At 47.8% G+C, this 23,612-nt stretch carries 24 protein-coding genes and 1 pseudogene; 6 read left to right on the forward strand and 19 right to left on the reverse strand.

Annotated features, from left to right (window positions below; all coding sequences use genetic code 11):
• Together BIY29_RS20595 and BIY29_RS20600 are read left to right on the forward strand one after the other, a co-directional pair.
• Window positions 1-582: pseudogene (locus tag BIY29_RS20595) on the forward strand (DUF3732 domain-containing protein); the annotation flags it as partial.
• A 210-nt stretch (window positions 583-792) separates the two neighbouring features.
• Entirely contained in the window at window positions 793-1,641 is an 849-nt protein-coding gene (locus BIY29_RS20600; RefSeq protein ID WP_240630056.1) for a DUF3732 domain-containing protein, read from the forward strand.
• On the opposite strand, the gene BIY29_RS08970 is transcribed toward BIY29_RS20600, so the two are convergent.
• Window positions 1,638-2,482 (reverse strand): IS5 family transposase gene (locus tag BIY29_RS08970; protein WP_121574801.1). Its coding sequence is split into 2 segments (ribosomal slippage): window positions 1,638-2,137 and window positions 2,137-2,482, totalling 846 coding nucleotides; the frame shifts between segments, so codons are not numbered across the junction. The genes BIY29_RS20600 and BIY29_RS08970 overlap by 4 nt on opposite strands.
• Window positions 2,483-2,523: 41 nt before the next feature.
• Between BIY29_RS08970 and BIY29_RS08975 the strand changes: the two genes are divergently transcribed.
• Window positions 2,524-2,778 carry a DUF3732 domain-containing protein gene (locus BIY29_RS08975; protein WP_121574802.1) on the forward strand — a complete coding sequence of 85 codons (255 nt, stop codon included), beginning with the start codon at window positions 2,524-2,526 and terminating at the stop codon, window positions 2,776-2,778.
• Window positions 2,779-2,856: 78 nt separating this feature from the next.
• On the opposite strand, the gene BIY29_RS08980 is transcribed toward BIY29_RS08975, so the two are convergent.
• The 5 genes from BIY29_RS08980 to BIY29_RS09000 all read right to left on the reverse strand — a co-directional run bounded on the left by BIY29_RS08980 (window position 2,857) and on the right by BIY29_RS09000 (window position 8,559).
• Window positions 2,857-3,999: a Fic family protein gene (locus BIY29_RS08980; RefSeq protein WP_121574803.1), complete on the reverse strand. Its 1,143-nt coding sequence runs from the start codon at window positions 3,997-3,999 to the stop codon at window positions 2,857-2,859.
• A gap of 880 nt (window positions 4,000-4,879) precedes the next feature.
• Window positions 4,880-5,317, reverse strand: a complete 438-nt coding sequence (locus BIY29_RS08985; protein WP_121574804.1) for a DUF29 domain-containing protein — start codon at window positions 5,315-5,317, stop codon at window positions 4,880-4,882.
• A 325-nt stretch (window positions 5,318-5,642) separates the two neighbouring features.
• The gene (locus BIY29_RS08990; protein WP_121574805.1) at window positions 5,643-7,013 is read right to left on the reverse strand and encodes a sensor histidine kinase; all 1,371 of its coding nucleotides are present in this window, start codon (window positions 7,011-7,013) and stop codon (window positions 5,643-5,645) included.
• A 38-nt stretch (window positions 7,014-7,051) separates the two neighbouring features.
• Entirely contained in the window at window positions 7,052-7,729 is a 678-nt protein-coding gene (locus BIY29_RS08995; RefSeq protein WP_121574806.1) for a response regulator transcription factor, read from the reverse strand.
• Between the two features lie 14 nt (window positions 7,730-7,743).
• Window positions 7,744-8,559 (reverse strand): MipA/OmpV family protein, encoded by an 816-nt coding sequence (locus BIY29_RS09000; RefSeq protein ID WP_121574807.1) that lies wholly within the window; start codon window positions 8,557-8,559, stop codon window positions 7,744-7,746.
• 314 nt (window positions 8,560-8,873) lie between these two features.
• On the opposite strand from BIY29_RS09000, the gene BIY29_RS09010 reads away from it, so the two are divergent.
• Together BIY29_RS09010 and BIY29_RS09015 are read left to right on the forward strand one after the other, a co-directional pair.
• Window positions 8,874-9,563, forward strand: coding sequence for a helix-turn-helix transcriptional regulator (locus BIY29_RS09010; protein WP_121574808.1), 690 nt, complete (start codon window positions 8,874-8,876; stop codon window positions 9,561-9,563).
• A gap of 107 nt (window positions 9,564-9,670) precedes the next feature.
• Window positions 9,671-10,039 (forward strand): VOC family protein, encoded by a 369-nt coding sequence (locus BIY29_RS09015; RefSeq protein WP_121574809.1) that lies wholly within the window; start codon window positions 9,671-9,673, stop codon window positions 10,037-10,039.
• A 191-nt stretch (window positions 10,040-10,230) separates the two neighbouring features.
• Here the strand turns inward: BIY29_RS09015 and BIY29_RS09020 are convergent, their stop codons facing one another.
• The 3 genes from BIY29_RS09020 to BIY29_RS09030 all read right to left on the reverse strand — a co-directional run bounded on the left by BIY29_RS09020 (window position 10,231) and on the right by BIY29_RS09030 (window position 13,076).
• Window positions 10,231-11,514 (reverse strand): glycoside hydrolase family 68 protein, encoded by a 1,284-nt coding sequence (locus BIY29_RS09020; RefSeq protein WP_121574810.1) that lies wholly within the window; start codon window positions 11,512-11,514, stop codon window positions 10,231-10,233.
• 283 nt (window positions 11,515-11,797) lie between these two features.
• Window positions 11,798-12,136, reverse strand: coding sequence for a phage holin, lambda family (locus tag BIY29_RS09025; protein WP_121574811.1), 339 nt, complete (start codon window positions 12,134-12,136; stop codon window positions 11,798-11,800).
• Between the two features lie 253 nt (window positions 12,137-12,389).
• Window positions 12,390-13,076, reverse strand: a complete 687-nt coding sequence (locus BIY29_RS09030; protein WP_121574812.1) for an antitermination protein Q — start codon at window positions 13,074-13,076, stop codon at window positions 12,390-12,392.
• Between the two features lie 400 nt (window positions 13,077-13,476).
• On the opposite strand from BIY29_RS09030, the gene BIY29_RS09035 reads away from it, so the two are divergent.
• The gene (locus BIY29_RS09035) at window positions 13,477-14,175 is read left to right on the forward strand and encodes a LexA family transcriptional regulator (protein ID WP_170158907.1); all 699 of its coding nucleotides are present in this window, start codon (window positions 13,477-13,479) and stop codon (window positions 14,173-14,175) included.
• A 150-nt stretch (window positions 14,176-14,325) separates the two neighbouring features.
• Here BIY29_RS09035 and BIY29_RS09040 read toward each other — a convergent pair whose 3' ends face one another.
• The 10 genes from BIY29_RS09040 to BIY29_RS09085 all read right to left on the reverse strand — a co-directional run bounded on the left by BIY29_RS09040 (window position 14,326) and on the right by BIY29_RS09085 (window position 23,612).
• Window positions 14,326-15,051: a DUF421 domain-containing protein gene (locus BIY29_RS09040; RefSeq protein ID WP_170158908.1), complete on the reverse strand. Its 726-nt coding sequence runs from the start codon at window positions 15,049-15,051 to the stop codon at window positions 14,326-14,328.
• 87 nt (window positions 15,052-15,138) lie between these two features.
• Entirely contained in the window at window positions 15,139-15,855 is a 717-nt protein-coding gene (locus BIY29_RS09045; protein ID WP_121574815.1) for a 4'-phosphopantetheinyl transferase family protein, read from the reverse strand.
• 105 nt (window positions 15,856-15,960) lie between these two features.
• Window positions 15,961-17,238, reverse strand: a complete 1,278-nt coding sequence (locus BIY29_RS09050; RefSeq protein ID WP_121574816.1) for a NupC/NupG family nucleoside CNT transporter — start codon at window positions 17,236-17,238, stop codon at window positions 15,961-15,963.
• 311 nt (window positions 17,239-17,549) lie between these two features.
• Window positions 17,550-18,395, reverse strand: a complete 846-nt coding sequence (locus BIY29_RS09055) for a TatD family hydrolase (protein ID WP_121574817.1) — start codon at window positions 18,393-18,395, stop codon at window positions 17,550-17,552.
• Window positions 18,396-18,488: 93 nt separating this feature from the next.
• Window positions 18,489-18,677, reverse strand: coding sequence for a CsbD family protein (locus BIY29_RS09060; protein WP_121574818.1), 189 nt, complete (start codon window positions 18,675-18,677; stop codon window positions 18,489-18,491).
• Between the two features lie 124 nt (window positions 18,678-18,801).
• A complete protein-coding gene (locus BIY29_RS09065) occupies window positions 18,802-18,963 on the reverse strand; it encodes a DUF1328 domain-containing protein (RefSeq protein ID WP_121574819.1) in 162 nt (53 codons plus the stop codon).
• A 101-nt stretch (window positions 18,964-19,064) separates the two neighbouring features.
• Window positions 19,065-19,679: a molecular chaperone OsmY gene (gene osmY, locus BIY29_RS09070; protein WP_121574820.1), complete on the reverse strand. Its 615-nt coding sequence runs from the start codon at window positions 19,677-19,679 to the stop codon at window positions 19,065-19,067.
• Window positions 19,680-20,142: 463 nt separating this feature from the next.
• Window positions 20,143-21,732 (reverse strand): peptide chain release factor 3, encoded by a 1,590-nt coding sequence (gene prfC / locus BIY29_RS09075; RefSeq protein WP_121574821.1) that lies wholly within the window; start codon window positions 21,730-21,732, stop codon window positions 20,143-20,145.
• Window positions 21,733-21,978: 246 nt separating this feature from the next.
• Window positions 21,979-22,737, reverse strand: coding sequence for a 2,3-dihydro-2,3-dihydroxybenzoate dehydrogenase (gene dhbA, locus BIY29_RS09080; protein ID WP_121574822.1), 759 nt, complete (start codon window positions 22,735-22,737; stop codon window positions 21,979-21,981).
• A complete protein-coding gene (locus BIY29_RS09085; protein ID WP_121574823.1) occupies window positions 22,734-23,612 on the reverse strand; it encodes an isochorismatase in 879 nt (292 codons plus the stop codon). The genes dhbA and BIY29_RS09085 overlap by 4 nt, the downstream gene beginning before the upstream one ends.

Raw genomic sequence — 23,612 nt, forward strand, 5'->3', positions numbered from 1 at the left:
ATAATTTCTATTATTGATTATTGCTTGGGAGCCAGCAAATGTGCAATTCCCGTTGGACTCATCCGTGAATCGGTGATGTGGTTTGGGCTAAAAATAAATATTCTTGGACAAGAGTTTATTCTTGCACGTAAGACCCCAGGAGATAAGTCAGTAAGTACAGAATACCACTTTTCTCATTTTTTTGAAGATATCCCATTAACTATAACAACAACTCATTCAGATGCTTTATTCAAAAATGAATTTAATCAACTAGTTAACTTAAGTGATCTATTACTTACTGAAGAAAAAAATAAAGTTGGGTTTGATGGAAGAGCATCTTATCGTGATATGGCTGCTTTTAATTTCTTACCACAACACATTGTTGCTAATCCATATACTTTATTTTTTAAAGCAGACTCTTATCAGAATAGAGAAAGGTTAAAGAGAGTCATGCCTTTTTCTTTAGGAATTATTAATCGAGAATATATGATTAATGAGAAAGAGCGCATAGACATCCAGAAACGACTTGATTCATTAATTAAAGAGCAAGATGTTAATAAAAAGGCACTAGCCAGTTGGGACATCGATGTTGATCATTTATAGAAATCATGCGTAGAACTAGGATTATTAAATTCATCAGAAATTCCGTCCTCTGATAAGAAAATAGAGTCATTAAATTATATCAATAAAGTTTATCTTGAAGGGAATATAGAAAAATTACTAGGAAAGCCAAACTATGAGTATACAAATGAACGGATAAAAACATTAACTATACAGGGAGAGAGTATTCAGCAGGAAATTGATACATTAAGAGTGAAAATTAGAAACCTTGAACAACTTTATTTTAGGGGAAAGAATTTTACTCAAGCAATAAAGAAAGAAAAAGAACATGTTGTTGGATTCACTTGGTTAAAAGAAAACTTATATCCTGAAGGTGAATGCATAGCTTGCGGTTCAAAAACCAACGCATTATCTAGTGTCGTGGATAATCTTGAACATAAGATATCAAAATTAAACTCAATTTCAGATATACTTTCCGACAATCCTATCGCAGATAAAGAAATTCATAAATTAAAAAAAGAATTACGAGATCTACAAGATAAACTATATAAAGTAAGAAAAGAAAAATTTCACTTTGAAAAAATAGATAGGTCTACTAATGATTCATTAAATAAGGTTTACGTCCTTATTGGTCGTATTCAGGAAACGCTATCATCCTTAAGAAAAGTAAAAAATACTGACGATACAAGTGAAAAGATAAAAATATTAGAGCATCAATTAAATGAATTAAATAAATATTTTAGAATATCTAATAAAGAACAAAAGGAATATGTTGTTTATAATAGAATAAACTCTCTTATTGAGAAATATGCTAATAAATTTGGATTAGAACGCCGTGGGAGAATTAATCTTGATAAAAAGGAACTAACTTTAAGTTTTAAACGATCAGAATATGGTAAAAATGAATTTTTATGGGAAGTGGGTAGTGGTGCCAACTGGATGGGATACCATATTTCTACATTTCTAGCCTTACACGAGTATTTATCAGGTAAGGACCAAAGCCATCTACCTCCCTTCAGTTTCTTAGTTATCGATCAGCCCAGCCAGGTCTATTTTCCTAGTGCTGAATCTGGCGATAACATACTAGGCTGTGTCCCTTAATTGCATAACTTCTTGTAAAAGAGTCGGATACAGCCCAGTTTCACCATCGACAGATAATTTCTCGCCGTTTTGTCGTAGCGTGTGGCAATACGCCGGTACTCTTTTAACCGGCCAAAACATCTCTCCACTACGTTGCGGCGACGGTAAACGTCACTGGCGAACCGTGAGCGTCCGTCAGAAGCCATTTTTTCATTAGATTTTCGAGGGATAACTGCTTTTATCCCTTTTCGTTTCAGTTCGTTACGAAGCGCATGTCCTGAGTAAGCTTTGTCAGCCAAAACCGCATAACCACGGCGCTTCATACTGCCGTTCTGACGCTGAACACCAATACCATCCAGCAGGCGTAATGCGAACTGGCTTTCGTGAGCCTGTCCGGGACTCAGTACAATGTTTAGCGGGAGACCGCCTGCATCTGTCGCCAGATGGATTTTGGTGCCAAAACCACCGCGAGAGCGACCCAGCCCATTATCTCCGGTGATATCGGGATGTTTTTTTGAGCACCGGCAGCGCATTTCAGCGCACGGATATTACTGCCATCCAGCGCAGTAGCAGACCAGTCAACAAGGCCATGTGCATCAAGTAATGAAAGTAACTTGTTGAAAATAATGTTAATGACACCAGATTTAGACCACCGATTAAAGCGATTATAAACCGTTTTCCAGGAGCCATATCGCTCAGGTAAATCGCGCCATGGCGCACCAGAACACAACACCCAGAACATACCGTTGATGACTTTACGATGCTCAGCCCATGGGCGTCCGGCTCGTGGGGATGTAGGTTCAGCAGGCAGTAAGGGCTGGATGATGCTCCATGCTTCATCGGGAATATCGTATCGGGCCATATCTCAAAGTGTTGTGGAAATAAGTAGTTACTATAGCTCAGATGATTAAGGGACACAGCCTAGATAAGATGGGTGCAGAGCAGGATCTAAAAATAACAAGACAAAATGATATTATTTCGACCAGAAGGATTTTTGAAATGCTATCTAATGCTATTGAGGAAAATAGTTATAATTTTCAAGTTATTGTATTGGAACATGCCGGTGAGTCAATATGGGGACAAGTCAAAAATACCTATGAAGTGGCAAACTGGAAAGATGAAGGTGATGGACTTATTCCTAAAGAGTGGCTTCAATAAATAATAATGATATTTTATTAAAAAAATCATCAGCAGAGGGATTTTCCCTCTGCATTATATAATTAAGCAAAGTATACATCACAAATCAGGAATAAACCCTTCTTCACTCAGAGCCTTAATCACCCCACGAATCAGATACGAGTTAGAGAACTTCGCTGTATAGGTACGAGCCCCTTCTTCTACCGGCTGGAGCAATCCCCGCTCAATCAACTTACCAAGCTGATAAGTCACCTGCGTCGGTTTTAGATCAGGTAAAACGGCGCGTAGATCGCCCGCTTTTATCGTCCCCAGCTCAACAGCGCGTTTTAGCACCTTCGACTCCAGCGGGTTGATCAGCCCTCTCTCCGACGAATAATCGATGGCCGGATACAGGATCTTTTCGCTCAGGAAAGCGTGGTTTGTCAGTTGATCGACTTTCTTCAGCTCAGATGAGATCCCCGAAAGCACATATAAGCACCATTCTTCCAGCCCCTGCACTGTTCCCTTATCGGCTAACGAAAGCATGGCGTAATAGCGTTCACGATCATTACAGAATACCGCTGTCGGATTGAGTACCCGCCCACCAGCCTGAACATTAAAACCATACTTGATAAGCAACGCATAGGTCAGCAGTCTGACCGTTCTGCCATTACCGTTGCCAAAGGGATGTATCCAGCCAAAGCGATGATGTACCAGTGCAATCTTCATCAGATCGTACTTTGGCTTATCGGTATGGTTAATGAAGGCGGTCAGTTCCGCCATATAATCAGCAACGCGAATGTGGTCCGGCGGTAAATGGTCAGACTGAGCGATGCTGACATTATGTTGTCGATATGCGCCGGGCGTTCTGTCGCCCTCCTGTTGCAGCCCGGCAACCGCCAGACTATGCAGCTCGCGGATAAAATATTCCGTTATCTCATCGCCGTCGCTCAGGAATTCGTCGATGTACTCCATCGCGGCTTCAATATTATTGATTTCTTTGAGCTGATCCGTCGAACTTTGAGTTCCCTCAACCTTGCTTTCAACATAGTCGGCAAGTGTGGTGTGGTTTCCCTCAATCCTTGCAGAACCAAGACTCTCCAGCATGTGGAAAACGGCCTTCAACTGCGCAAACAGGATTGGATGCACATCGGTTTCCAGCCGTAGGTGCCGAAGTAACTCTAGCTCCGTCAGTCCATCGACCAAAGGGGAGTCAAAGCTGGGATTCAGAAGCGAAAGTTTAAAGTGATTAAATTGGGCCATGATGTTTAGTTATCTCAACTGGTGCATGACGGCATCTCAAAAGTATAGCAAAAATACTAATAGAATCTATAAATTAGAAAGAACATCGTTTTTTATTATCTCAAAAATATTTGTTCCAACATATCAAATGTAAGTTTGAACGATGTTCAATGCGAAGGGGGATGGAGCTTTGCCTGCGTAATGCAGCATGGATTTTTTAGCGCCGCTATGTGTGGACCCCGAACCGTTATGTGTGGAGTTCCCCTCACTATATGTGAACCTCAGACCGTTATGTGTGGACCTGACTCCACACATAACGCAGCTTCTACCCTTAAACACCGATTCCTCGTGACAACCATCACAAAAAAAAGCAATTTTTTATGGGGGCTTTAGTGGGTACGCTGTTTCAACAATTTCGCAATAAAACCAATAACAAACAGCATGTTAATCGTCGATATGATCCCAAGTCCGACCATCTTTCCTTTTTTATGCCTCCTTATAAACACCTATGTGTATGCGATATAATCAGTTATTCAGGCAGAGCAAACAGCAAAGTATCAAGGTTCACCATTATCGTTAGTTTTGTACCACGGAGGACGACGAGCTGTATGCTGCTCATAGTCGTTTTTCTCAATCAGATAATACGCCTGGTTTTTTGCAGAAAGTTTGTAAACGTTCATGGTGAGGAAATACCAATAAGACAGACTAATCATTTGGTTATAGCATGTACTGCCATCATAAAAAATAGATTGATATCATGCCTTATCCTACTAACGCGCCTGCGGCTTGTTCAACTGGCCATAGGGTATTACCGTCAGGAGATACAGTGTCTTTCCTGTCAGAAAAGAAAAAACGCGGGCCGAGGCCAGCGTCATTATTTCTTTGCTACATAAGAACATGTTTAATTTGGCCAAAACTCGGAATACAACACCTCGTCCACTGTCCAGATTTGCTCATCAGGCAGGTTTTCAAGCTGTGTTTCATTCGCAGCAATGGCCACTGCTTTAGACCAGATAACATCATACCAATCGGGATCGTTAAGCTTAGTTTTCAGGCTGGGAGACTCTTTCAGCGCATATGCGGCATCTTTGCGTTGCGCTTTGATCGTCTTTTCCCAACTCGAACCACGACGTTCCGGTTGATATTTCCATTTCAGCAGGTGAGCAATCAGTACAGCCATGCGGCTTGCCAGCTCCCTTTGTTCGCTCTTACCCACGTCTGCAATCTCCTCCGCGATATTCTCGCAGTCGATCTCTGAAAATTTACCGGAGCGTAAAAGTGCTGCCTGCTCATTGGCCCAGGCCACAACATCAGTCTCGTAACGAGTATGAGTGGTCATTTTTACCCCCGCAGGATCACAGAAAAAGTAAGCGTTTCACTAAGTCTGTCACGTAAAAAAGCGTCCGTCAAAGCCTGGCGCGGGTGTTTACGAAATAGCATAAAGCGCATGGTTGGGAATACTCAAACTGCACTCTGGTTGTTACTTCCGCCGTGTCCAACCCGACCTTTTAAAGAAGTGCTTTTTTAACTCAGGCTCTGTCACAAGACACGCCGCGTTTTCCATCGCAGCAATAATCGTTCCATCAGTGAAACGAGACGGCGGCTCACCGGTATCAAGCCTGCCTCTTGGTTAATTACTGAACAGACCATTGAAGTTGTTCGCCTTAGCGCGTGAAGCGGATAATAAACCGGGAGCCGACCTCACCCTCTTCAACGGCAATGGTCCAGTTGTGTGCTTTGATGATTTCCTCACAGATGGCCAACCCAAGCCCCGCGCCCTCGCTGGCCCTATCCGCAGGCCGCCAAAATCGTTCAAACAAAAACGGGCGATACTCAGGTTTTATTCCCGGCCCGCCATCGGCAATCTGTATAAAATCGTGCTGCACCAGAATCATCACTGTCCGATGGACGGGAGTGACATTAATGGCATTTTCCAGGAGATTTTTTATCAGAATAAATAACGCGCTTTTATCCGCTTTAATCCACGCAAGCGCTTTAGACACCTCCAGGTTAACCTTCACCTTTTTGCTCTTTGCTTTACGGCTAAGGTAGGTAATAACGTCCAGCGTTACAGCAACCCGATCCACATCCTCAAATTTATAGTTATGCAGTTCACTAACCTCGGAAAGATGCAAAAGCTGCCTAACCTGTCGCGCCATAAAATCGATATCCTGGAATAGCACCGCTTTATTTTCTATTTCATCCTGAAGTTCAATTTGTCCGCGCAGGAGCGTTAGCGGCGTTTGCAGCTCATGCGCCGCCGCGGCGAGAAAATGTTGTTGTACATAGAAACCTTGCTCTAAACGTTCCAACACACCATTAAATGCCACGATGAGCGGCTTAATTTCCAGGGGAACATTTTGCCCGGCAAGGCGCAGACTTAAATTACCCGGCATGATGGCAGCGGAGATGTCGGATGCCTGTTTCAGCGGGCGAAGAATATGCCGAATGGTCAAGGGAAAGATCAGGGCGAAAATGCAGGTGACGATAAAAATACTCCAGCCAACCACTTCCAGCACAGGATCGAGCTTAATGTCCAGCATCGCACGGCCAAAGTCGATGCTTCCAGCGCTTTGTACCGTAAATAGTCGCCCCTGATGATGAAAATTGAGTGTCGCCAAAACATAACGTTTATCATTGATGCTAATTTCACGCAGGCTTTCTGATTCCGCAATCTTCTCAGCCAGTCCCCATCGGGTCAGAGGGCTATCTTGTTTTTCCCCGGTTGAAGAGAGAATAAGGTTGCCGTTACTGTCATAAATGCGATACATCAGCGCGGTGGATGCCTCTTTATACAGCGTCGCCCGTGGCTCATCTAACGTCACCGAAACAGGTTGGCCCTGCGCGTCGTAATGGATTCCGGCTATTACCCGCCGCGCCGTTTCCAGATTTTCATCCTGTATCCACATCTGGCGGGGCGAATAGTTGAAAATGCCCAGCACTATCGTTGCAATCAGCGCCAGACTTGCCGCCAGCGACACGATGCTTACCAACCATAATCTTACCGTCAGGCTGTTCATCCAGTTTTTCATCATGTGCTGCGCCCTCTTTCTTCACCCTGATGCAGAAAGACTTATTGCTTGCTTTGCAGGGCGAAACCGATACCGCGAATATTGACGATATGCGTCTGGTCATTCAATGATTTCATTTTCTTTCGCAGCCGGTGCACCGTGACCTCAAGCGCATTGGGGGTCACTGGTTCACTTAATCCCCACGCCGCATGTTCCAACGCGGTATGCGCAACCACCTTTCCTCTGGCCTTGACCAACGCCAACATAATTTGCAATTCCGCTGGCGCCAGCACCACAGAACGATCGCCGGATTGCAATCGGTGTTCACGAGGATCGACACTCACCCCGGCAAAGTTTGGCGTTAGCGGGATCAGGTCAGTCGGGCGTCGTAGTTGGGTTCTGACTCGGGCAACCAGTTCCGCCATAGCGAAGGGTTTTGTCACGTAATCATCGGCCCCGTTTTCCAGGCCAGCAATGCGATCGTGTAAGGCATCCCTCGCGGTCAAAATCAGGCAGGGCGTTTTTACTCCCGAGGTGCGCAGCTTATTGAGGAAAATCAGCCCGTCGCCATCGGGTAGCCCACGGTCAATAATGATCACGGCATAGTCAGCCATCTTCAGGCCACTGGCCGCTTCAGAGATAGTGGAAAATATATCTGTCTCAATGCCGACTTGTGCAAGAGCCTGCCGGATCATGCTGGCCAAACGCTGATGGTCTTCAAGCAGGGCGATACGTGACATAAACGACCCGTCAATTAAAATTGATATAAGTAGTAAAGGGTTGCGGCAGGAATTACCGAATGATCCACTAACGGACTGTCGGTAATGCCACTACCCAGTCGCGTAAGGCTAATATCAACTCCGAGTTTTTGGTGCTCGGTCAGGCGATAGTCAAATCGACTGCCCAGCGAAAATTTATAGGTTGATTCGCCATCATAGGCCGTGCGCCCCGCTCTGGTTTCTGACTCCCGGACGCCGTAATAGTAATCCACATTTTTATGACTACGCCATTGTGCACTGACATAGGGCGTGACCGACCAACGGCTATAGTTAATATCTTTACCAAAATGAATTTTTGCCTTTTGCCCTTTGCTCCCAGCGGTCAGAAACTCACCGGTGAGCGTGCCGAAACCGGTATTCCAGGCGACGGACGGGCCATACCAAAAAGCCCTCTTACGTTTTTCCATCCCTCTGAGGGCGGAGGAATCCGAACCTTTATAGCCCTCTCCCAACGCGTACTCGCCGCGTAAGGTGACGCTGACATCGCTCCAGCGGCCAACCTTCAGGTCAAGTTTGTTACCAACAAAATGCGCCCATTTATTATCAAAGTACAGCAGAGGCAACGGTGAAAATGACGAGCCGACGCCCTCATAAGGCGATTCTTTATACCCGACACCGACACCCAAACCCCAACGTGTGACGTTGGGTTGATCGCTTAACAGGGTAAAACCGGAAGAGGTGTTCTCAACCGCACGATTTTCTTCACCGGCGGCCCATGAACTTGCTGAGGGTAAAAAGAGTACCGCCGTAAATAACGGTAATGACCAGGTACAGGATGGCGTTTTGCTCACAATTGTTCCCCAATGGAAGCAGCAGGTAGGGGAATCGTAGAGCCGTCAGACTTACAGTTTACTTACGCAACGCTTGCCAGCAAAAGGAGAACGCGGAGAGAGTAGTGCATCGTGCGAACGATCAGCCGTTCATCCCCCCGCAGCCGCAAGCCGTTCGATCGGTAATGTGTGCGCACAATGGGTTATGACGCGAAAACAAAATCCTACAATCTTGACTTTCGCTCTATGGCTTGTAGCGCACTGATTGAGTCTGGTTTATGGTCAAAGGTATGCCGTTGAACGTTAAATAAGCCAATTAACAGGAATAAGTTGAAATGTCCCGTGCACAGCGTTTACTTGATTTACTGCAAATCCTGCGAGGTCACCGGTTCCCTGTTACCGGCTCGTCTCTGGCGTCGGAACTGAATATCAGCCTTCGCACGCTGTATCGTGACATCCGAACGTTGCAGGAACAAGGTGCGGTTATTGACGGTGAACCGGGGCTGGGTTATGTCTTGCGGCCTGGTTATGTCATTCCCCCTCTGATGTTTTCCAGGGAGGAAATTGAAGCACTCGTTTTAGGAATGAGATGGGTTGCTGATCGGGGAGATGTTTCTCTTCAGGCGGCGGCTAAAAGTGCACTGACCAAAATATCAGCGGTCATTCCCGATGAATTACACAGAACGCTCGATACCACTACGTTATTGGTTGGTCCGGGGGCATGCACACAACACAAAGGGGAAGCGCTTCCCCAGATTCGTCAGGCTATTCGCACTGAGCATAAGCTTACTATCAACTATTGCAATCTTGGAGGTGCGGTTTCAATCCGCACAATCTGGCCTTTTGCGCTTGGCTATTTCGATCACACCCGCATCCTTGTCGCGTGGTGTGAACTTCGACAGGGGTTCCGTCATTTTCGTACAGATCGCATTTCATCATTACAAATTCTGGAACAATGCTACCCTCGTCGTCGACAAATGCTTTTAAAGGAATGGCAGGAAATTGAAAAAATTCCTTCGCAGTAAAAACTACTGCTGACAGAAACTGACAGTAGTCGGTTTTATTCTGTCACTCACCTTAACTGGCTGTGATACCAAACTCAGCCAATATCAAACAGTGAGTGAGATTGATTATGACAGATCCAAATTATGTCCTTTTATACGTAGACAATCCGGTTAACAGCGCCAACTTTTATGCTCGTTTGTTAAATAAACAACCCGTTGAAACGTCCTCAACATTTGCCCTATTCGCACTTGATTCAGGGATTATGTTAGGCCTGTGGTCAAAACATACCGTAGAGCCTGCGGCTATAGCCAGCGGTGGAGCCAGTGAACTGGCGATCTCCGTCGCCAGCAATGAAGAAGTTGACGTACTTTATATGGATTGGTGTCAGCGGAAACTGAATATTATACAGACGCCTGTCGATCTGGATTTTGGTTACACTTTCGTTGCGGCAGATCCTGATGGACACCGCCTTCGTATCTTTGCATTGTCAGAATAATGAACAGTAACTGGATTGCTCTTACATCGGCAGAACACGTACAAATTGGTCATAGCGAAGGTTTTATTTTCGCTTTGGCCTCTTTCAGAGAGGCGATCACGATATAAAAACCATTGCTAACAGAATGGACGTTAATTTGTAACCTGATGAATGAAAAAAGGGGAACCACCGCAGTGGTTCCCCGAAAGCGGTTATTTCACCTCAACGTCAATCATTGGGGGAATATAACCATAGTCATACTCTTCAAGTACAAAAGTCTGCTCACCATTGAGTTTAATCTGTACCGTGGGTGCTTCGGTTCCCCCGATGCGATAGGTATCTTCACTCGTTGGTATGGAATCAATAAAGGATGTCACCAGCCCGTTAGGCATAACATAGTGCGAGTAGGTCTGGTAAGGCTGTGAGGGCGGATTACCCAGAACCAGACCAGAACCGTTCAACGGTACGTAAGGCCCAAACAAATCCTTGCTGACAAAACCGTACACACCATCAGGCCCGGTAAGACCATCACCATAGGTATATTTATGGCTAATGGTGAACAGATAATATTTTCCATCCTGGAAAACAAAGTGCGGACGTTCGGTCTGATCGTTGACGCCAACGGCGGTAATCAGCGGCGGCAGCAGTTCCCAATCATCCCCATCCTCATCGCGGCACACCGCAATACCGACACAGCCGGTCTGGTAGCGGGAATTGCCGACATCTTCATAGCCCGGCGGCACATCCCCCAATTCGTCAGGCCCGACCACATGCGATCCGCGCTCTCCGGCAACATTACCTTCAAATAGCATATACAGCTTGCGGCTTTTCGGATCGCGGAACGGACTAGGATCGCGGAAGGCCCAGTAAGGGTTTTGGCTTTCGGTCTGATACATTTTTCCATCTGCATCAAACAGCCTTTTTACCTTTTTGAAGCCTACCATTTCTACACCATTTTCTGTGGTTACCACACGTCCTCGCACTTTTACAATAGTAGAACCCGGTGAAACGGCGGTGTAGTAAAGATCCACTTCGCCGCAATCGTTTAGCAGAATCGGCGTACCAGCCCATTCGCGTGATGTCGGCGAATCATCCTCGTCCATCACGCGGCCACCCATGATCCAGTCTTTACCGGTGCGTGAGTACCAGAAGTATATTTTTGCCCGGCCATGACGATTGTTCCAGTCGAGGGCGATATCGTAATCACCCTGCTCACCCTGATAATCCGGATCGGTTGGGTTGCGGGAAGCGGTCAATGTGAAGATAACAGACCAGCCGTTAACCGATGCGATATTGCCATCAATATCGCGCAGCGGCATGGTATCCCAAACGAAGACGTCATCGCTCATGACCGGGAAATCCCCACGGACTAATGGTTGGGTGGTGGTCGGATCGTTTTCATTTACTTTCAGTGCATCGGCCCGCGACCAAATGGTTGGCTTGTGCGGTTGAATACGTTTAAGGGTATTCGTTTTACAATGATTGAGTTTATTCATAATGTTTCTCTCTTTATAAAAAAATAAAAGCAGGCCAGATAAATAGTTTTAATTATCTGGCTACTGCTTTCTTTCGATTGGATAGCTTTCACATGATGACAGGCACAGAAAGCCCCTTCCATTGATATAACGGAATATATTCATCAGGTGGACTTAACAACACATAAAACCACTTTAGATAATGTTTATCAGGTAACTTATCCTTTGCACCTCCTTTATAAAAATTTAAAAAACAGCGTCATAAAGAAATAACTCACGACGTCACATAAATTACATGATGAGTTTATTTCTTGGTTTTCTTATCATTTTCAACTTGATCATTAAAAAGCCGCAATATACCGTGACGAAGATGTTCGACACCGATAAATCCAATCATACCGCCCAGTGCTGGCGTCAGCGTTTTAGGTAGCGAATAATACTCCAGCGACGCAACAGCCGTTAGCGTCAATGCTCCGCACAGCGCGCCTTCCAAGAACATACGCTGCCAACCACCACCGGTGTATGCGACACGTAATATCGCTATAAAAATCGATAGTAACACGCCACCAGTGGGAACATCTCCGCGCCACCAGGCGTGCATTACGTCATAAATCCCTGTCCAGTTGAAGATATTATTTTGCATACTTACCCTTTCAAAATAATGGATTAAACCGATAGGAAATGTCTCACAGGAGCCATCACAGATAAAAAAAATACATAAAAAAAGCCTCGATCTTATCCGAGGCTTAAATAAAAAAAGCCTGCTGACAGCAGGCTTTGCAGTATATTTATTTTTCGATGCATGAATCAATACATCTCCATCATGGGAATAAATCTAACCAGTTTTGGACAAGAGTGCAAGCCTTAATTAAAAAAAGTGAATTTTATTTTTTGCTTTATTGTTGCGGTGATGTCAATTGAGAAAACAGTTTTTCTGCTGCCGTAGATTCCTGATAACACTGGGTAATAAGAGAGTCATAGAAAACTTTCCAATTCCGCGTCCATGTACGCTGAGTTAAATCAGGCACCAGGGCTTTAATAACTTTATATACTGCTGCCGATGTTGCCGGCTTTAAACCGGTGCCGTCGCAGCGGGGACAGATTTTCTCTATTGTCGTACCCGCCGCACGCGAAGCAGCCAAATCTGCTACTTTGCCCCGGCCTCGGCAACGGCAGCGGGACTTCGGATCGTCCGCTGTCCTGCTGTATTCCTCTACCGCCATTTTTGCCAGCAACACTATGCAGTTAGCCATTTGGCGGCCTGCGGCCTTCCCCACCAGCTTTGGCGCCTGTTTCATGCCGATACCGGCAATCCCCTCTATCGCCTTGTTCTTTTCTTTGGGATCTTTGTTGTACTTGGCAAGGATAAGGCTAAGTCCTAATGCCTCACGCGACTGAACGACCCCCAGGGCCAGCAGGATATCGCTATAACGCTCCCGCGTACCGGTGCTTCCCTTTCTGGTTTGAATAACGGGCCTGCTGCCCTGTGGCCGGTAGGCAAATGAAGGCGCGGCTTCCCTGCATGTAAACATTGACGAGGCTGATTTTGCGCTGTACAGGCTAAGTGCATATTCAATCTTCATAGCCTAATCCCCCTATAACAAGCCGGGACACCACCGCTTAAGGAGCCATACGCTGAGGTGCGATACCCGCATATAAGGATGATTCCCGCCCGCCGCCTCTCCCATAATCGCCAGAGCGCGAACCATCCCGTTCTTGCCCGGCGCAGACAGCCGGGCCATGTTCGCAACGGACGTATTGTCAATTTACGTTCCATAGAGTCTTTCCTTAGGATCTTACCGCCAAACTATGTTAACCGCCGCATTACGCGGCCATCCCTGCCTATGTGCCGGTACTGTACGCATAGTCAAAATTCAGTCATTTTTTTGTTGATTATATCTGCCATAAAGCAGACTATAGTCAACACAAATCAACAATACAATGAATAAATCCACAACATGTTTATTTTTAAAGTTGGTAAAAATGACAGAGCTAATCGCACGCCTGCGCTACCTGATGCGCGAAGAGGGAATGAAGCAAAAGGATTTGGCGGAAATTGTGGGTACGTCACCTCAGACCGTGAATAACTGGTTAAAACGCGGCACGTTAAGCCGTGAATCAGCTCAGGCCATCAATGAAAAAACCGGCTACTCGTTAGACTGGCTGCTCAATGGCATTGGCCAGCCGAAACCAGAAAGCAGTAATTTCAAGGCATCCCGCCTGCATGTCACTGAGTGGGAAAACATCGATAACAACGATGATGAATTTGTGGAAGTTCCATTGTTAGGTGTCAGGCTGTCAGCCGGGGGGGGAGCGTATGATATTGATGAGGAAGAAGTTTATGCCCTTCCCTTTCGCTCCCATACCTTAAGGCGGTTGGGTATCCGGGTAGAAGATACCCGCGTGGTTACCGTAATGGGTGACAGTATGGAACCCAAGCTGTCGGACGGTGACAAAGTGGCCGTCAACCTGTCAGACAGGCAAATCCGGGATGGCAAAATGTACGCCATTCGCATGGGTGAGCTGCAACGCGTCAAGGCGCTTATCAAACGCCCGGATGGAAGCATCATCGTGCGTTCTTACAATTCTCTTTATGAAGACGAGGTTGTTACCAAAGAACAAATCATCAACGGTGAACTGGCCGTCATTGGGCGCGTATGGTGGGTGTCCGCACTGGTGTGAATAACCAGCGCATCCGGGGTAACGGCGGTGCCGGAACCGAGCCTTTGAAGTTAAAATGCAGCAAAGTTTGAAAACAGAATAAAAGGCCGTCAGCCTTTTCAGGTTACATCATCGCCGGTATCGTTCTCATGTGTTTGCTGTTTTACCGCTTCACATACTGGCGGTTTTTTCCGCCCTGCCCGCATAAGCTGAAAAATCCTCTCCTTTAGGCCCCGTGGCGGATAAAACCCACCGCCGGGCGCCACATTGCGGGCATACGGTGGGCGAGGCAGGGATTGAAAGTTCCTGGAAATGTGTATAACTACAGTGGCCACAGGAATAATACCCTTCCTTGCCGATTTCATCTGTAACACGCAGCATGTACAAAGGCAGCGTCGGTAGGCCAGGTTTCACATCCTCATTATTTTCATACAAAAATACACTGATGTTTCCGTCCATCTCCAAAAAGGCGAACTGAACCTGCCCCAGATGCCCAACACTATTTTGTCGCAGCTCCATCATCAGTTCATCCGTGGAGAAGCTCTGCTTCTGGATGAGTTGCCATTTCAAGGCGCCTTCGTCAATCACCAAAAGAGGTTTCCCGTCAAATTTCTCCTGAAAGTAATCACTCTTTTTCAGCAAGTAAGTAAACACTTTATACAAAAAGATAACGACGACAAACACCACCAGTGCAGAAAGGAATGGCGTATCCTCATATAAGGCAACATCGCCGGCAGCAGACCCCAACGATAAAAAAATCACCAGCTCCAGCGGCGTCATTTGTTTAATACCGCGTCGGCCAATGAATTTAATAAAAATCAGTACAAACAAGAATGAGATGACCGATCTGACGGCCACCTCGCCTAAAAAACCGATAGGGTAATCATTAATAACCATGCGGCTGACATCAAAGGCAACCATCTATTACCTTCCTGTATTCCTGACTGACCGACCATCTATTGAGGGGTAGACCTAATCTGGTGTTTAACAACAGAGAAAAGTCGTAACGTCATTCGGCCTTTTCAGATAAGCCCCACTGAAACGTCGCCCCGCATAAAACCGGGGCGTTAAATCAGTCAATAGCTCCAGCTCAAAGGTCTGTCTGACACAATCCAACGCGACCATTCTGACATCAAGAAAATCGAAATAGTGTTTAACCTGTGGATACAACGCCTTAAACAAACTCTCTTTGGCAGAAAAGTTTAGCGTTAATAAACGACGAAACTCATCATCCTGAGCGTTCAGCCAGTGGAACTCCTCGTCGTCCACAATGCCAGGCCATAGCGCCTGAGCGCGTTCCGCGGACATAAAAGCTTCGATATCCACCCCGATGCAACAAAGCCCGGTATTGCGAATATGCGCTGCACACAATACGCTATCCACATTATGGCTTAAGGAACCGACAATATTTTCCGGCCATTGCGGGGATCGATCCGCGCCACTGTTCAAGACAAAATCAGCACACCCCAGCTTATTCAGTACCTGTTTAGCCAAATAGCGACCGGCCAGAAACTCGGCACGCCGCTTCGGCACAGAGCGCTCAAGCGCATCGGAAAAGGGAATCTTAGCTTCGGTAAACAACTCATCGGCATAAGCAGGCAAACGGAAATAGCAACGAGCAACAAAACCAGAATAAACGGCGCCATCCTTTGCCAGCGGGAACGTTATCCATTCAACATCATCGATAAAAGCAGAAAGCATGTTACGTTACTCTTGAAGGAGAAATTACTCTCAGGGCGATCCAGCACCTCAACCTTCAATGAATAATGGGCCACTCCCCGCCCATTATCACTCACCCCAGAACCATCACAGCGCTAAAAAGAACCCAGCGATGCAGGCACTCATCAGGTTGGAAAGCGTACCCGCCGTCACTGCTTTCAAACCAAATCGGGCAATATCCTGACGCCGATTCGGCGCCATACTGCCCAGTCCTCCAATAAGGATAGCTATCGATGACAGGTTAGCAAACCCACAAAGTGCGAATGAAATAATCGCTTTACTCTGATCAGACAACACCTGTAAGCCAGCCGCGGCAACAACGTCATCAGCTTTCAAATACTCGCTGAAATTCATGTAAGCCACAAATTCATTGACGATCAACTTCTGGCCGATAAATGAGCCAGCCACCATAGCTTCATTCCAGGGTACGCCGATCAGGAACGCCACCGGTGAGAAAACCCAGCCTAAAATCAGCTCCAGCGACAATTGCGGGTAGTTAAACCATCCGCCCACGCCACCGAGAATACCGTTAAGCAGGGCAATCAACGCAATAAATGCCAGCAGCATGGCCCCGACATTCAGCGCCAGTTGCATACCGGAAGCCGCACCGCTCGCCGCCGCATCAATGACGTTAGCCGGACTGTCTTCTTCGTCAACAAATCCGCTGATTTCATCACGGTCATGTGTGCGTTCAGTTTCCGGCACCATCAACTTGGCAAACAGCAATCCTCCGGGGGCGGCCATAAAAGATGCCGCAATCAGGTACTCCAGCGGTACTCCCATCTGCGCATAGCCTGCCATAACAGAACCTGCGATAGAGGCCAGTCCTCCGCACATCACGGCAAATAATTCTGACTGCGTCATATTGGCGATATACGGACGAACCACTAAAGGCGCTTCGGTCTGACCAACGAAAATATTCGCTGTGGCGGAAAGTGATTCCGTGCGTGATGTGCCCAGCAGTTTCTGAAGCCCGCCGCCAAGCAACCGGATCACCCATTGCATAATCCCCATGTAATAGAGCACGGCAATAAGTGATGAGAAGAAAACAATGATAGGCAGCACGCGAAATGCAAAAACAAACCCACCGCCGCCGAATACTTCAAACATTTTGTCGGAAACCAGGCCGCCGAAGATAAAAGAGACACCCTGGTTGCCATAGGAAATGAGGTTGGCCACCCCTTCCGTCATACCACCCAACACTCTGCGCCCTAATGGGACATATAACACCAGTGCGCCGATGCCAATCTGGAGCAGGAAAGCCCCCAGTACCGTACGCAGCCTGATGGCTTTACGGTTACTGGAAAACAGGACGGCAAAAAATACCAGTGCGGCCATGCCGATGAGACTCATGATGAGCTGCATGTGAAGTTCCCTCTAGCGAGTGATAACAATAATTTTTGGTAAAAATAGTTTTTGGTCACAATAAGTCGTGATAGCAATCAGTCGTTATAAAAATCGCCCGACAAAGCAGGAAACAGATGACCTGTCAGCCGACCCGATTGTAAAAACAGGCTTTAGACAGTAGCCAACTTATGTCACAAATACATACGACATCGAATAACCAAAAACACATAATAGTGATCCTGATCACACTTCCATTGCCATTATATGAAAAAACGATGGTCATTTCGGATTCACACTCGCAAAAAGGCTGTTGAAATCAAACATACGTTCTACTTGTGCGACAGGGATATCTCACTTTGCCGCGATAATCCGAACAGCCTGAGGGTGTTGTCATATATTGCAGTAGCAATATCAATGGCGGGTTCTGACCGTAACTGGCAGAGTGATTGAAAAACCGACTCTACCCGCTCCGGACGATTTGGCTCCCCCTGATAACCACAAACAGGCATGTCCGGTGCATCCGTTTCCAGCAATAAGCAACTGAGCGGTAAACGGGCGATTGCCCGGCGCGTCTTGTTCGCCCGAGGATAAGTAATCGTTCCGCCAACCCCAATGTAATAGCCTAACTGGATAAAAGCCTGTGCCTGTTCCAGGCTGCCGGCAAACCCGTGGATCACTCCGGTGCGCGGCAACGCAATACGGCGCAATAATTGAGCGAGTCGATCATGACTGCGTCTCGAGTGCAGAATGACCGGGAACTCGTACTGTTTCGCCAGCTCAAGTTGAGCGCCTAGCAACCAACATTGCCGCTCAAACTGCGGCTTCTGCATATAGAGATCCAGCCCGATTTCGCCCACTGCCACCAGCTTTGCCGGATGTTGCCGCAGGCGTGCCGCCAATAGATCAAGATCAGAATCATGATGATGGGAAATATACAGGGGGTGCAATCCCAGAGCGGCATAAAGGGGGGAGTGGTCGCAAGCCAACCTGAGCACACGTTCAAAATGGCGGGATTCAACAGCCGGAATAATAATACGTTCGACGCCAGCCTCAGACGCCAGACGCAGGCTTGCCCGTTCATTCTCGCTGAACAGCGGGAAATCGAAATGGCAGTGAGTATCGATAAATTTATGTCGGGTAGCGGTATTTCCGGTAAGCCTGGGGTCAGTCGTCATAGGCTTGACCGGTATAATAAATTTGCTGAATTAATCCATCTGCTGATATCAGAGAACAGACAACAGAAATGCACATTGCCAATCTGGTTAGCCTCAGTGTAGAACAGTCTTCTCCGAGGATACCTCTTCATGCTCTTTTCCGTAACCTTCTTGCAGTACGCCGGATAAATAACCGTTGTTCCCTTCCAGCCAGGCACAGTCACTGTCAAACCATTCGGCCCACATCGACCAGAAATTCCCTTTCCACTGTTTCCATTTGCCAACCACTATATCGCTATTCATCATCTACCTCCTGATAAAATGCCGACGTTCAGCAAATACCCGAACAGTGTGCCGATTTAATATGACAGCCATATGGCATGGCTGCCCTGTTTTTGAAACCTCGTCTATCGATTTATTCGCTTATCTAAGGTCGTTTGCGACCGAGAAACAAACTCACCAGGAACAGAATAATACCAACAACGAAGACGATTTTAGCCGCACCTGCCGCTGTTCCTGCCAGACCGCCGAAGCCCAGCGCTGCGGCAATCAAAGCGATAACTAAGAATATAATACCCCAACGAAACATACGCTCTCCTTACCCGAAAATTAAAAATCGTGGTGGTGCGGTGTTTTGCACGTCATAGCGGGTTGTCCACCGGAGTGAACAACCCTGCTTCTTGCTCAGTGTTATGACTTGATGGTTAAGTCGTTTTTAACGCTTTTAACACCGTCAACCGCTTTGGAGATACTTTCAGCGCGTGCAGATTGCGCCTGATTGTCAACGTCGCCGCTCAGTTGTACGACGCCTTCATGTGTTTCAACTTTAACTTTACGTGAAGGGACGATGTCATCCGCCAACAGTTTGGCCTTAATCGAACTGGTGATCAGTGCGTCATCGGCATAAGCCCCCACGGACTGGGACGCATTGTCTTTAACCTGTAGCTTGTCGCTGACAGACTTTACGCCCTCGGTGTTGGTCGCAATCTGCACTGCGCGGGCCGACAGTTCCTGACTGCTGACGAATCCGCTCAGGGTGACCACCCCATTGGTGGTTTCGACAGAGATGTCGCCGCTGGTAATGGATTTATCTTCTAATAACGCACTTTTTACCTTTGCTGTGGTGGCGCTATCACTCATGTAGCCTGACGCTTTATCAGCGGTGTTATCGACTTTTTCGCCCGTGGTATCGGCGATACGTTGTATTTTTTGTCCTACCGTCTCTTCAGCCAGCGCATTACCACCAGCCAGAATAGCGCCTAAGGCGACGACGAGCACAGATTGTGTAAGTTTGGTCATTTTCATCGATTTCTTCCCTTTATACTTTTATGTATGTGCCCGGCGAATGGCGACACGGGCAACATTGACGCATAGTGATTAATCAAAGCCATTCAAAACATTGCTGTTAACTTTATTTTGCCAATCAAGTCAGAACTTCATTTAAACGACAAAAAAACAGAGTCGTATTTACATAATCAGCAAAATATCAATACAATTAGCTACCTACAACCTTATTAGCAGTCAAAAAAACTAAAGCGTTTAACACACTGTTAACTATAGACCATCGCGTGGGAAATCACAGGAAGATAGAGAGAAAAGAAGCAAAATCGGGAGGAATTCAGATTTGTCTGTGGTAGGGCTTTCGGGAATAGAACGCTTTTGCAACAAATTTATTCAATTGATAAATAAATAGATTCCGGCCAATCATGATTAATCCACGACTGGCCAGAATGCCAAACAACACGATGACTATTTACACCCACGCCGATTAATGCTCGCGTGTTTTATGGAACTCAACTTCAGGGTAACGTTCCCGCGTCAGATTCAGGTTGACTATTGTCGGGGCGACATAAGCCAGATTGTCGCCGCCATCTAACGCCAGATGCTGTTCGTTCTTGCGTTTGAACTCCTCAAACTTCTTCACGTCACTGCATTCAACCCAGCGAGCGGTCGAAACATTTACGGATTCATAGACCGCTTCTACGTTGTATTCGGTCTTCAGCCGGGCAACCACCACATCAAACTGCAACACCCCCACGGCGCCCACGATAAGATCGTTATTGGTCAGCGGGCGGAACACCTGTACCGCCCCTTCTTCCGACAACTGCACCAGCCCTTTCAGCAATTGCTTTTGCTTCAACGGATCGCGCAGGCGGATGCGGCGGAACAGTTCTGGCGCAAAGTTGGGAATACCGGTGAACTTCATCTCTTCACCCTGAGTAAACGTATCCCCAATCTGAATAGTGCCGTGGTTATGCAACCCGATGATATCGCCGGGATAAGCCTCTTCGACGTGGGAACGATCGCCCGCCATGAACGTCAGCGCATCAGAAATCACCACGTCTTTGCCGGTACGCACCTGACGTAGCTTCATCCCTTTCTCATATTTACCGGACACCACACGCATAAACGCCACCCGGTCGCGGTGTTTCGGGTCCATATTGGCCTGAATTTTAAACACAAAACCGGTGAACTTTGCCTCATCCGCCACGACAAGGCGCGTATCGGTTTTACGCGGCATCGGCGGCGGTGCCCAGGCGACCAGACCATCCAGCATGTGGTCGACGCCAAAGTTACCCAGCGCCGTACCAAAAAAGACCGGCGTCAGATCGCCAGACAGGAACGCATCCAGCTCAAACTCATGCGACGCCCCTTTTACCAGCTCAAGTTCTTCACGCAATTGCATCGCCAGATCGCTGCCAACCGCCTCCTCCAGATCCGGGTTATCCAACCCTTTGACGATGCGCACTTCCTGAATCGTATGACCTTTACCCGTCTGATAAAGATAGGTTTCGTCTTTATAAAGGTGGTAAACGCCTTTGAACAACTTACCGCAGCCAATTGGCCAGGTGATGGGCGCACAGGCGATTTTCAGCTCATTTTCCACTTCATCCAGCACTTCCATCGGATCGCGGATGTCACGGTCAAGTTTGTTCATAAACGTCAGGATCGGCGTATCACGCAGACGCGTCACTTCCATCAGCTTACGGGTGCGATCTTCGACCCCTTTCGCCGCATCAATCACCATCAGGCAGCAGTCCACGGCGGTCAATGTGCGATAGGTATCTTCCGAGAAATCTTCATGCCCTGGGGTATCAAGCAGATTTACCAGACACTCATGGTAGGGGAACTGCATCACTGACGTGGTAATGGAGATACCACGCTGTTTTTCCATCTCCATCCAGTCTGATTTTGCATGTTGATTCGAACCACGCCCTTTTACCGTACCAGCCGTCTGGATTGCCTGTCCGAACAGTAAAACTTTTTCAGTAATGGTGGTTTTACCGGCATCGGGGTGGGAAATGATGGCGAAAGTTCTTCTTTTCGAGACTTCGCGGGCGTATTCACTTGGAGACATGATTTTCAGGTTTCTTCTGTTAGCCACCCGGCGTCAACATCAAATCACACCGATGGCGGCGTCAGGCAAAGCGGGAATAAATCGTAAGCCGGGTATTTTCCCTGATTTAACGGTTATACACAATCAGTGACTGAACGGGATGGAAACACAGGCCGCTGAGGATTGGCCGCGGCCACGCTTCACAGCGCTGAATAACAGCAGAGACTGCCGGAATTTTACCGGCTTATCTGTCAGCGCCAATCATACTCAGGCGCCCAGCGTAGCGCCGCCATCAATAACGATATCCTGTAGCGTAATGTGGCCAGCGAGATCGGAGGCCATAAACAAAATGGCATCGGCGATATCCTGCGGCTGCGCAATTTTCCCCAACGGAATGCCCAACTTAAATTGTTCGGGAAAACCCACAATAGTTTGCTGTTGCGCGTGTGCGGATTGCCACAGGCTACGTTGCATTGGCGTGTCTGTTGAACCCGGAGAGATCAGATTACAACGCACACCATACGGCGCCAGCTCAAGCCCCACCGTCAGACACAGGCTGCGCAACGCCGCTTTGGATGCGCAGTAGGCGGCCATGCCCACGCGGGGAACATGAGCGGCATTGGAAGCCACCGTGACAATGGCCCCGTGGCGCTGACGCTGGAACTGGGGGATCACTGCCTGAAACAGATTGAATGCACCGCCCGCATTGACCGCCAGACAATCCTGCCAGTCCTGCTGACTGAGCATTTCCGTCGCCCCCATGCGCAGAATACCGGCCCCGTTGACCAGTACATCCAACCGTGGCGTTTGCGACAGCCGTTCACCGCAACATTCTGCAACGGCTGTTGCATCGCTGATATCCAGCAAACAGGGCGTAAAAGGCAGCGCCGTATCGGGAAACGCCAGATCAAAACCCACCACATCGGCCCCCGCCTGTACAAAACGGCAAGCCGTTGCGTAACCGATACCGCGACCGGCGCCGGTCACCCATACCTGTTTTCCGCTGAAATCAAGCCGGGCACTCATGCTTCCTCCCGCTGTGGCTGCGTCAGCAGTGTTAACCAGTGGTTGATGGTCGGGGCTTTTACCAACGTAACGAAATCCACCTCGTGCCCCTGCTGACGCCAGCGGCTCACCAGAGACATGATGCGCACGGAATCCAGCCCGTAATCCAGCAGGTTTTCGTCAGCGCCCACCTCGCCGCAGTCGTCATCCAGAAACGGTAACAGCTCCGCCTGCAGGCGGGATTTACTGTACCCCTCAGCCAGAGCCTCAGAGGCTATCAGTTGGTCGGTAGTGACCACCCGTGCGCAGCGACCCGCGCTATAGCGCAAGGCCATCATGTGCTCTTCCAGTGAAAAATCAGCCAGCGCATCCGCCGCCATAAAGGGCTTGATATCACGCATAAAGGCATCGTTTGCCGTGGTAAGGCAGCCGATATGGGCATAAACGCCGCATATAATCAGCTGATCGCGACCGGCGTCGCGCAACCGTTGTTCCAGGTCGGTGCGCACAAAGGCGCTATAGCGCCATTTCACCAGCACGGTATCGTCAATCTCCGGCGTCAGGGCGTCGGTGATTTTCTGTTGTTCAGGGTAGTTATTCAGTCCCGGCCCCCACATATCATTCAGCAACGCCCTATCGGCGGCGCTCTGATTTTCCGGCTGGGCAGTGTAGAACACCGGGATAGCGTGCTGGCGGCAGAACGCCTTCAATCGCACAATATTCTCGATAAGCCGGGCCGTCAGCGGGCTGTTCTCCCCCCAAAAATGAAGAAAATAGTGCTGCATATCATGAATCAACAACGCCGCACGGGATGTTTCCAACGGCCAGCTCACTTTGTTATCAGGCAGTGATGCCGCAGACGGCAGAGGATAGCTATTCAGTTTGGGAATACTCAT

It is taken from the genome of Brenneria alni, assembly GCF_003666245.1.
GTDB lineage: Bacteria > Pseudomonadota > Gammaproteobacteria > Enterobacterales > Enterobacteriaceae > Brenneria > Brenneria alni.

What these genes read in the sequence shown, in the direction of transcription:
- BIY29_RS09045 (WP_121574815.1), bottom strand. Translation starts at nt 15,855, where the DNA reads ATGCTTTCTGCTTTTATCGATGATGTTGAATGGATAACGTTCCCGCTG.
- BIY29_RS09030 (WP_121574812.1), bottom strand. Translation starts at nt 13,076, where the DNA reads ATGAAGATTGAATATGCACTTAGCCTGTACAGCGCAAAATCAGCCTCG.
- BIY29_RS08985 (WP_121574804.1), bottom strand. Translation starts at nt 5,317, where the DNA reads ATGACCACTCATACTCGTTACGAGACTGATGTTGTGGCCTGGGCCAAT.
- prfC (WP_121574821.1), bottom strand. Translation starts at nt 21,732, where the DNA reads ATGTCTCCAAGTGAATACGCCCGCGAAGTCTCGAAAAGAAGAACTTTC.
- BIY29_RS08975 (WP_121574802.1), top strand. Translation starts at nt 2,524, where the DNA reads ATGATTAAGGGACACAGCCTAGATAAGATGGGTGCAGAGCAGGATCTA.
- BIY29_RS09040 (WP_170158908.1), bottom strand. Translation starts at nt 15,051, where the DNA reads ATGGTTATTAATGATTACCCTATCGGTTTTTTAGGCGAGGTGGCCGTC.
- BIY29_RS09020 (WP_121574810.1), bottom strand. Translation starts at nt 11,514, where the DNA reads ATGAATAAACTCAATCATTGTAAAACGAATACCCTTAAACGTATTCAA.
- BIY29_RS09025 (WP_121574811.1), bottom strand. Translation starts at nt 12,136, where the DNA reads ATGCAAAATAATATCTTCAACTGGACAGGGATTTATGACGTAATGCAC.
- BIY29_RS09050 (WP_121574816.1), bottom strand. Translation starts at nt 17,238, where the DNA reads ATGCAGCTCATCATGAGTCTCATCGGCATGGCCGCACTGGTATTTTTT.
- BIY29_RS09065 (WP_121574819.1), bottom strand. Translation starts at nt 18,963, where the DNA reads ATGTTTCGTTGGGGTATTATATTCTTAGTTATCGCTTTGATTGCCGCA.
- BIY29_RS09060 (WP_121574818.1), bottom strand. Translation starts at nt 18,677, where the DNA reads ATGAATAGCGATATAGTGGTTGGCAAATGGAAACAGTGGAAAGGGAAT.
- BIY29_RS08980 (WP_121574803.1), bottom strand. Translation starts at nt 3,999, where the DNA reads ATGGCCCAATTTAATCACTTTAAACTTTCGCTTCTGAATCCCAGCTTT.
- BIY29_RS09015 (WP_121574809.1), top strand. Translation starts at nt 9,671, where the DNA reads ATGACAGATCCAAATTATGTCCTTTTATACGTAGACAATCCGGTTAAC.
- BIY29_RS08995 (WP_121574806.1), bottom strand. Translation starts at nt 7,729, where the DNA reads ATGTCACGTATCGCCCTGCTTGAAGACCATCAGCGTTTGGCCAGCATG.
- BIY29_RS09035 (WP_170158907.1), top strand. Translation starts at nt 13,477, where the DNA reads ATGACAGAGCTAATCGCACGCCTGCGCTACCTGATGCGCGAAGAGGGA.
- osmY (WP_121574820.1), bottom strand. Translation starts at nt 19,679, where the DNA reads ATGAAAATGACCAAACTTACACAATCTGTGCTCGTCGTCGCCTTAGGC.
- BIY29_RS09055 (WP_121574817.1), bottom strand. Translation starts at nt 18,395, where the DNA reads ATGACGACTGACCCCAGGCTTACCGGAAATACCGCTACCCGACATAAA.
- BIY29_RS09085 (WP_121574823.1), bottom strand. Translation starts at nt 23,612, where the DNA reads ATGAGTATTCCCAAACTGAATAGCTATCCTCTGCCGTCTGCGGCATCA.
- dhbA (WP_121574822.1), bottom strand. Translation starts at nt 22,737, where the DNA reads ATGAGTGCCCGGCTTGATTTCAGCGGAAAACAGGTATGGGTGACCGGC.
- BIY29_RS09010 (WP_121574808.1), top strand. Translation starts at nt 8,874, where the DNA reads ATGTCCCGTGCACAGCGTTTACTTGATTTACTGCAAATCCTGCGAGGT.
- BIY29_RS08990 (WP_121574805.1), bottom strand. Translation starts at nt 7,013, where the DNA reads ATGATGAAAAACTGGATGAACAGCCTGACGGTAAGATTATGGTTGGTA.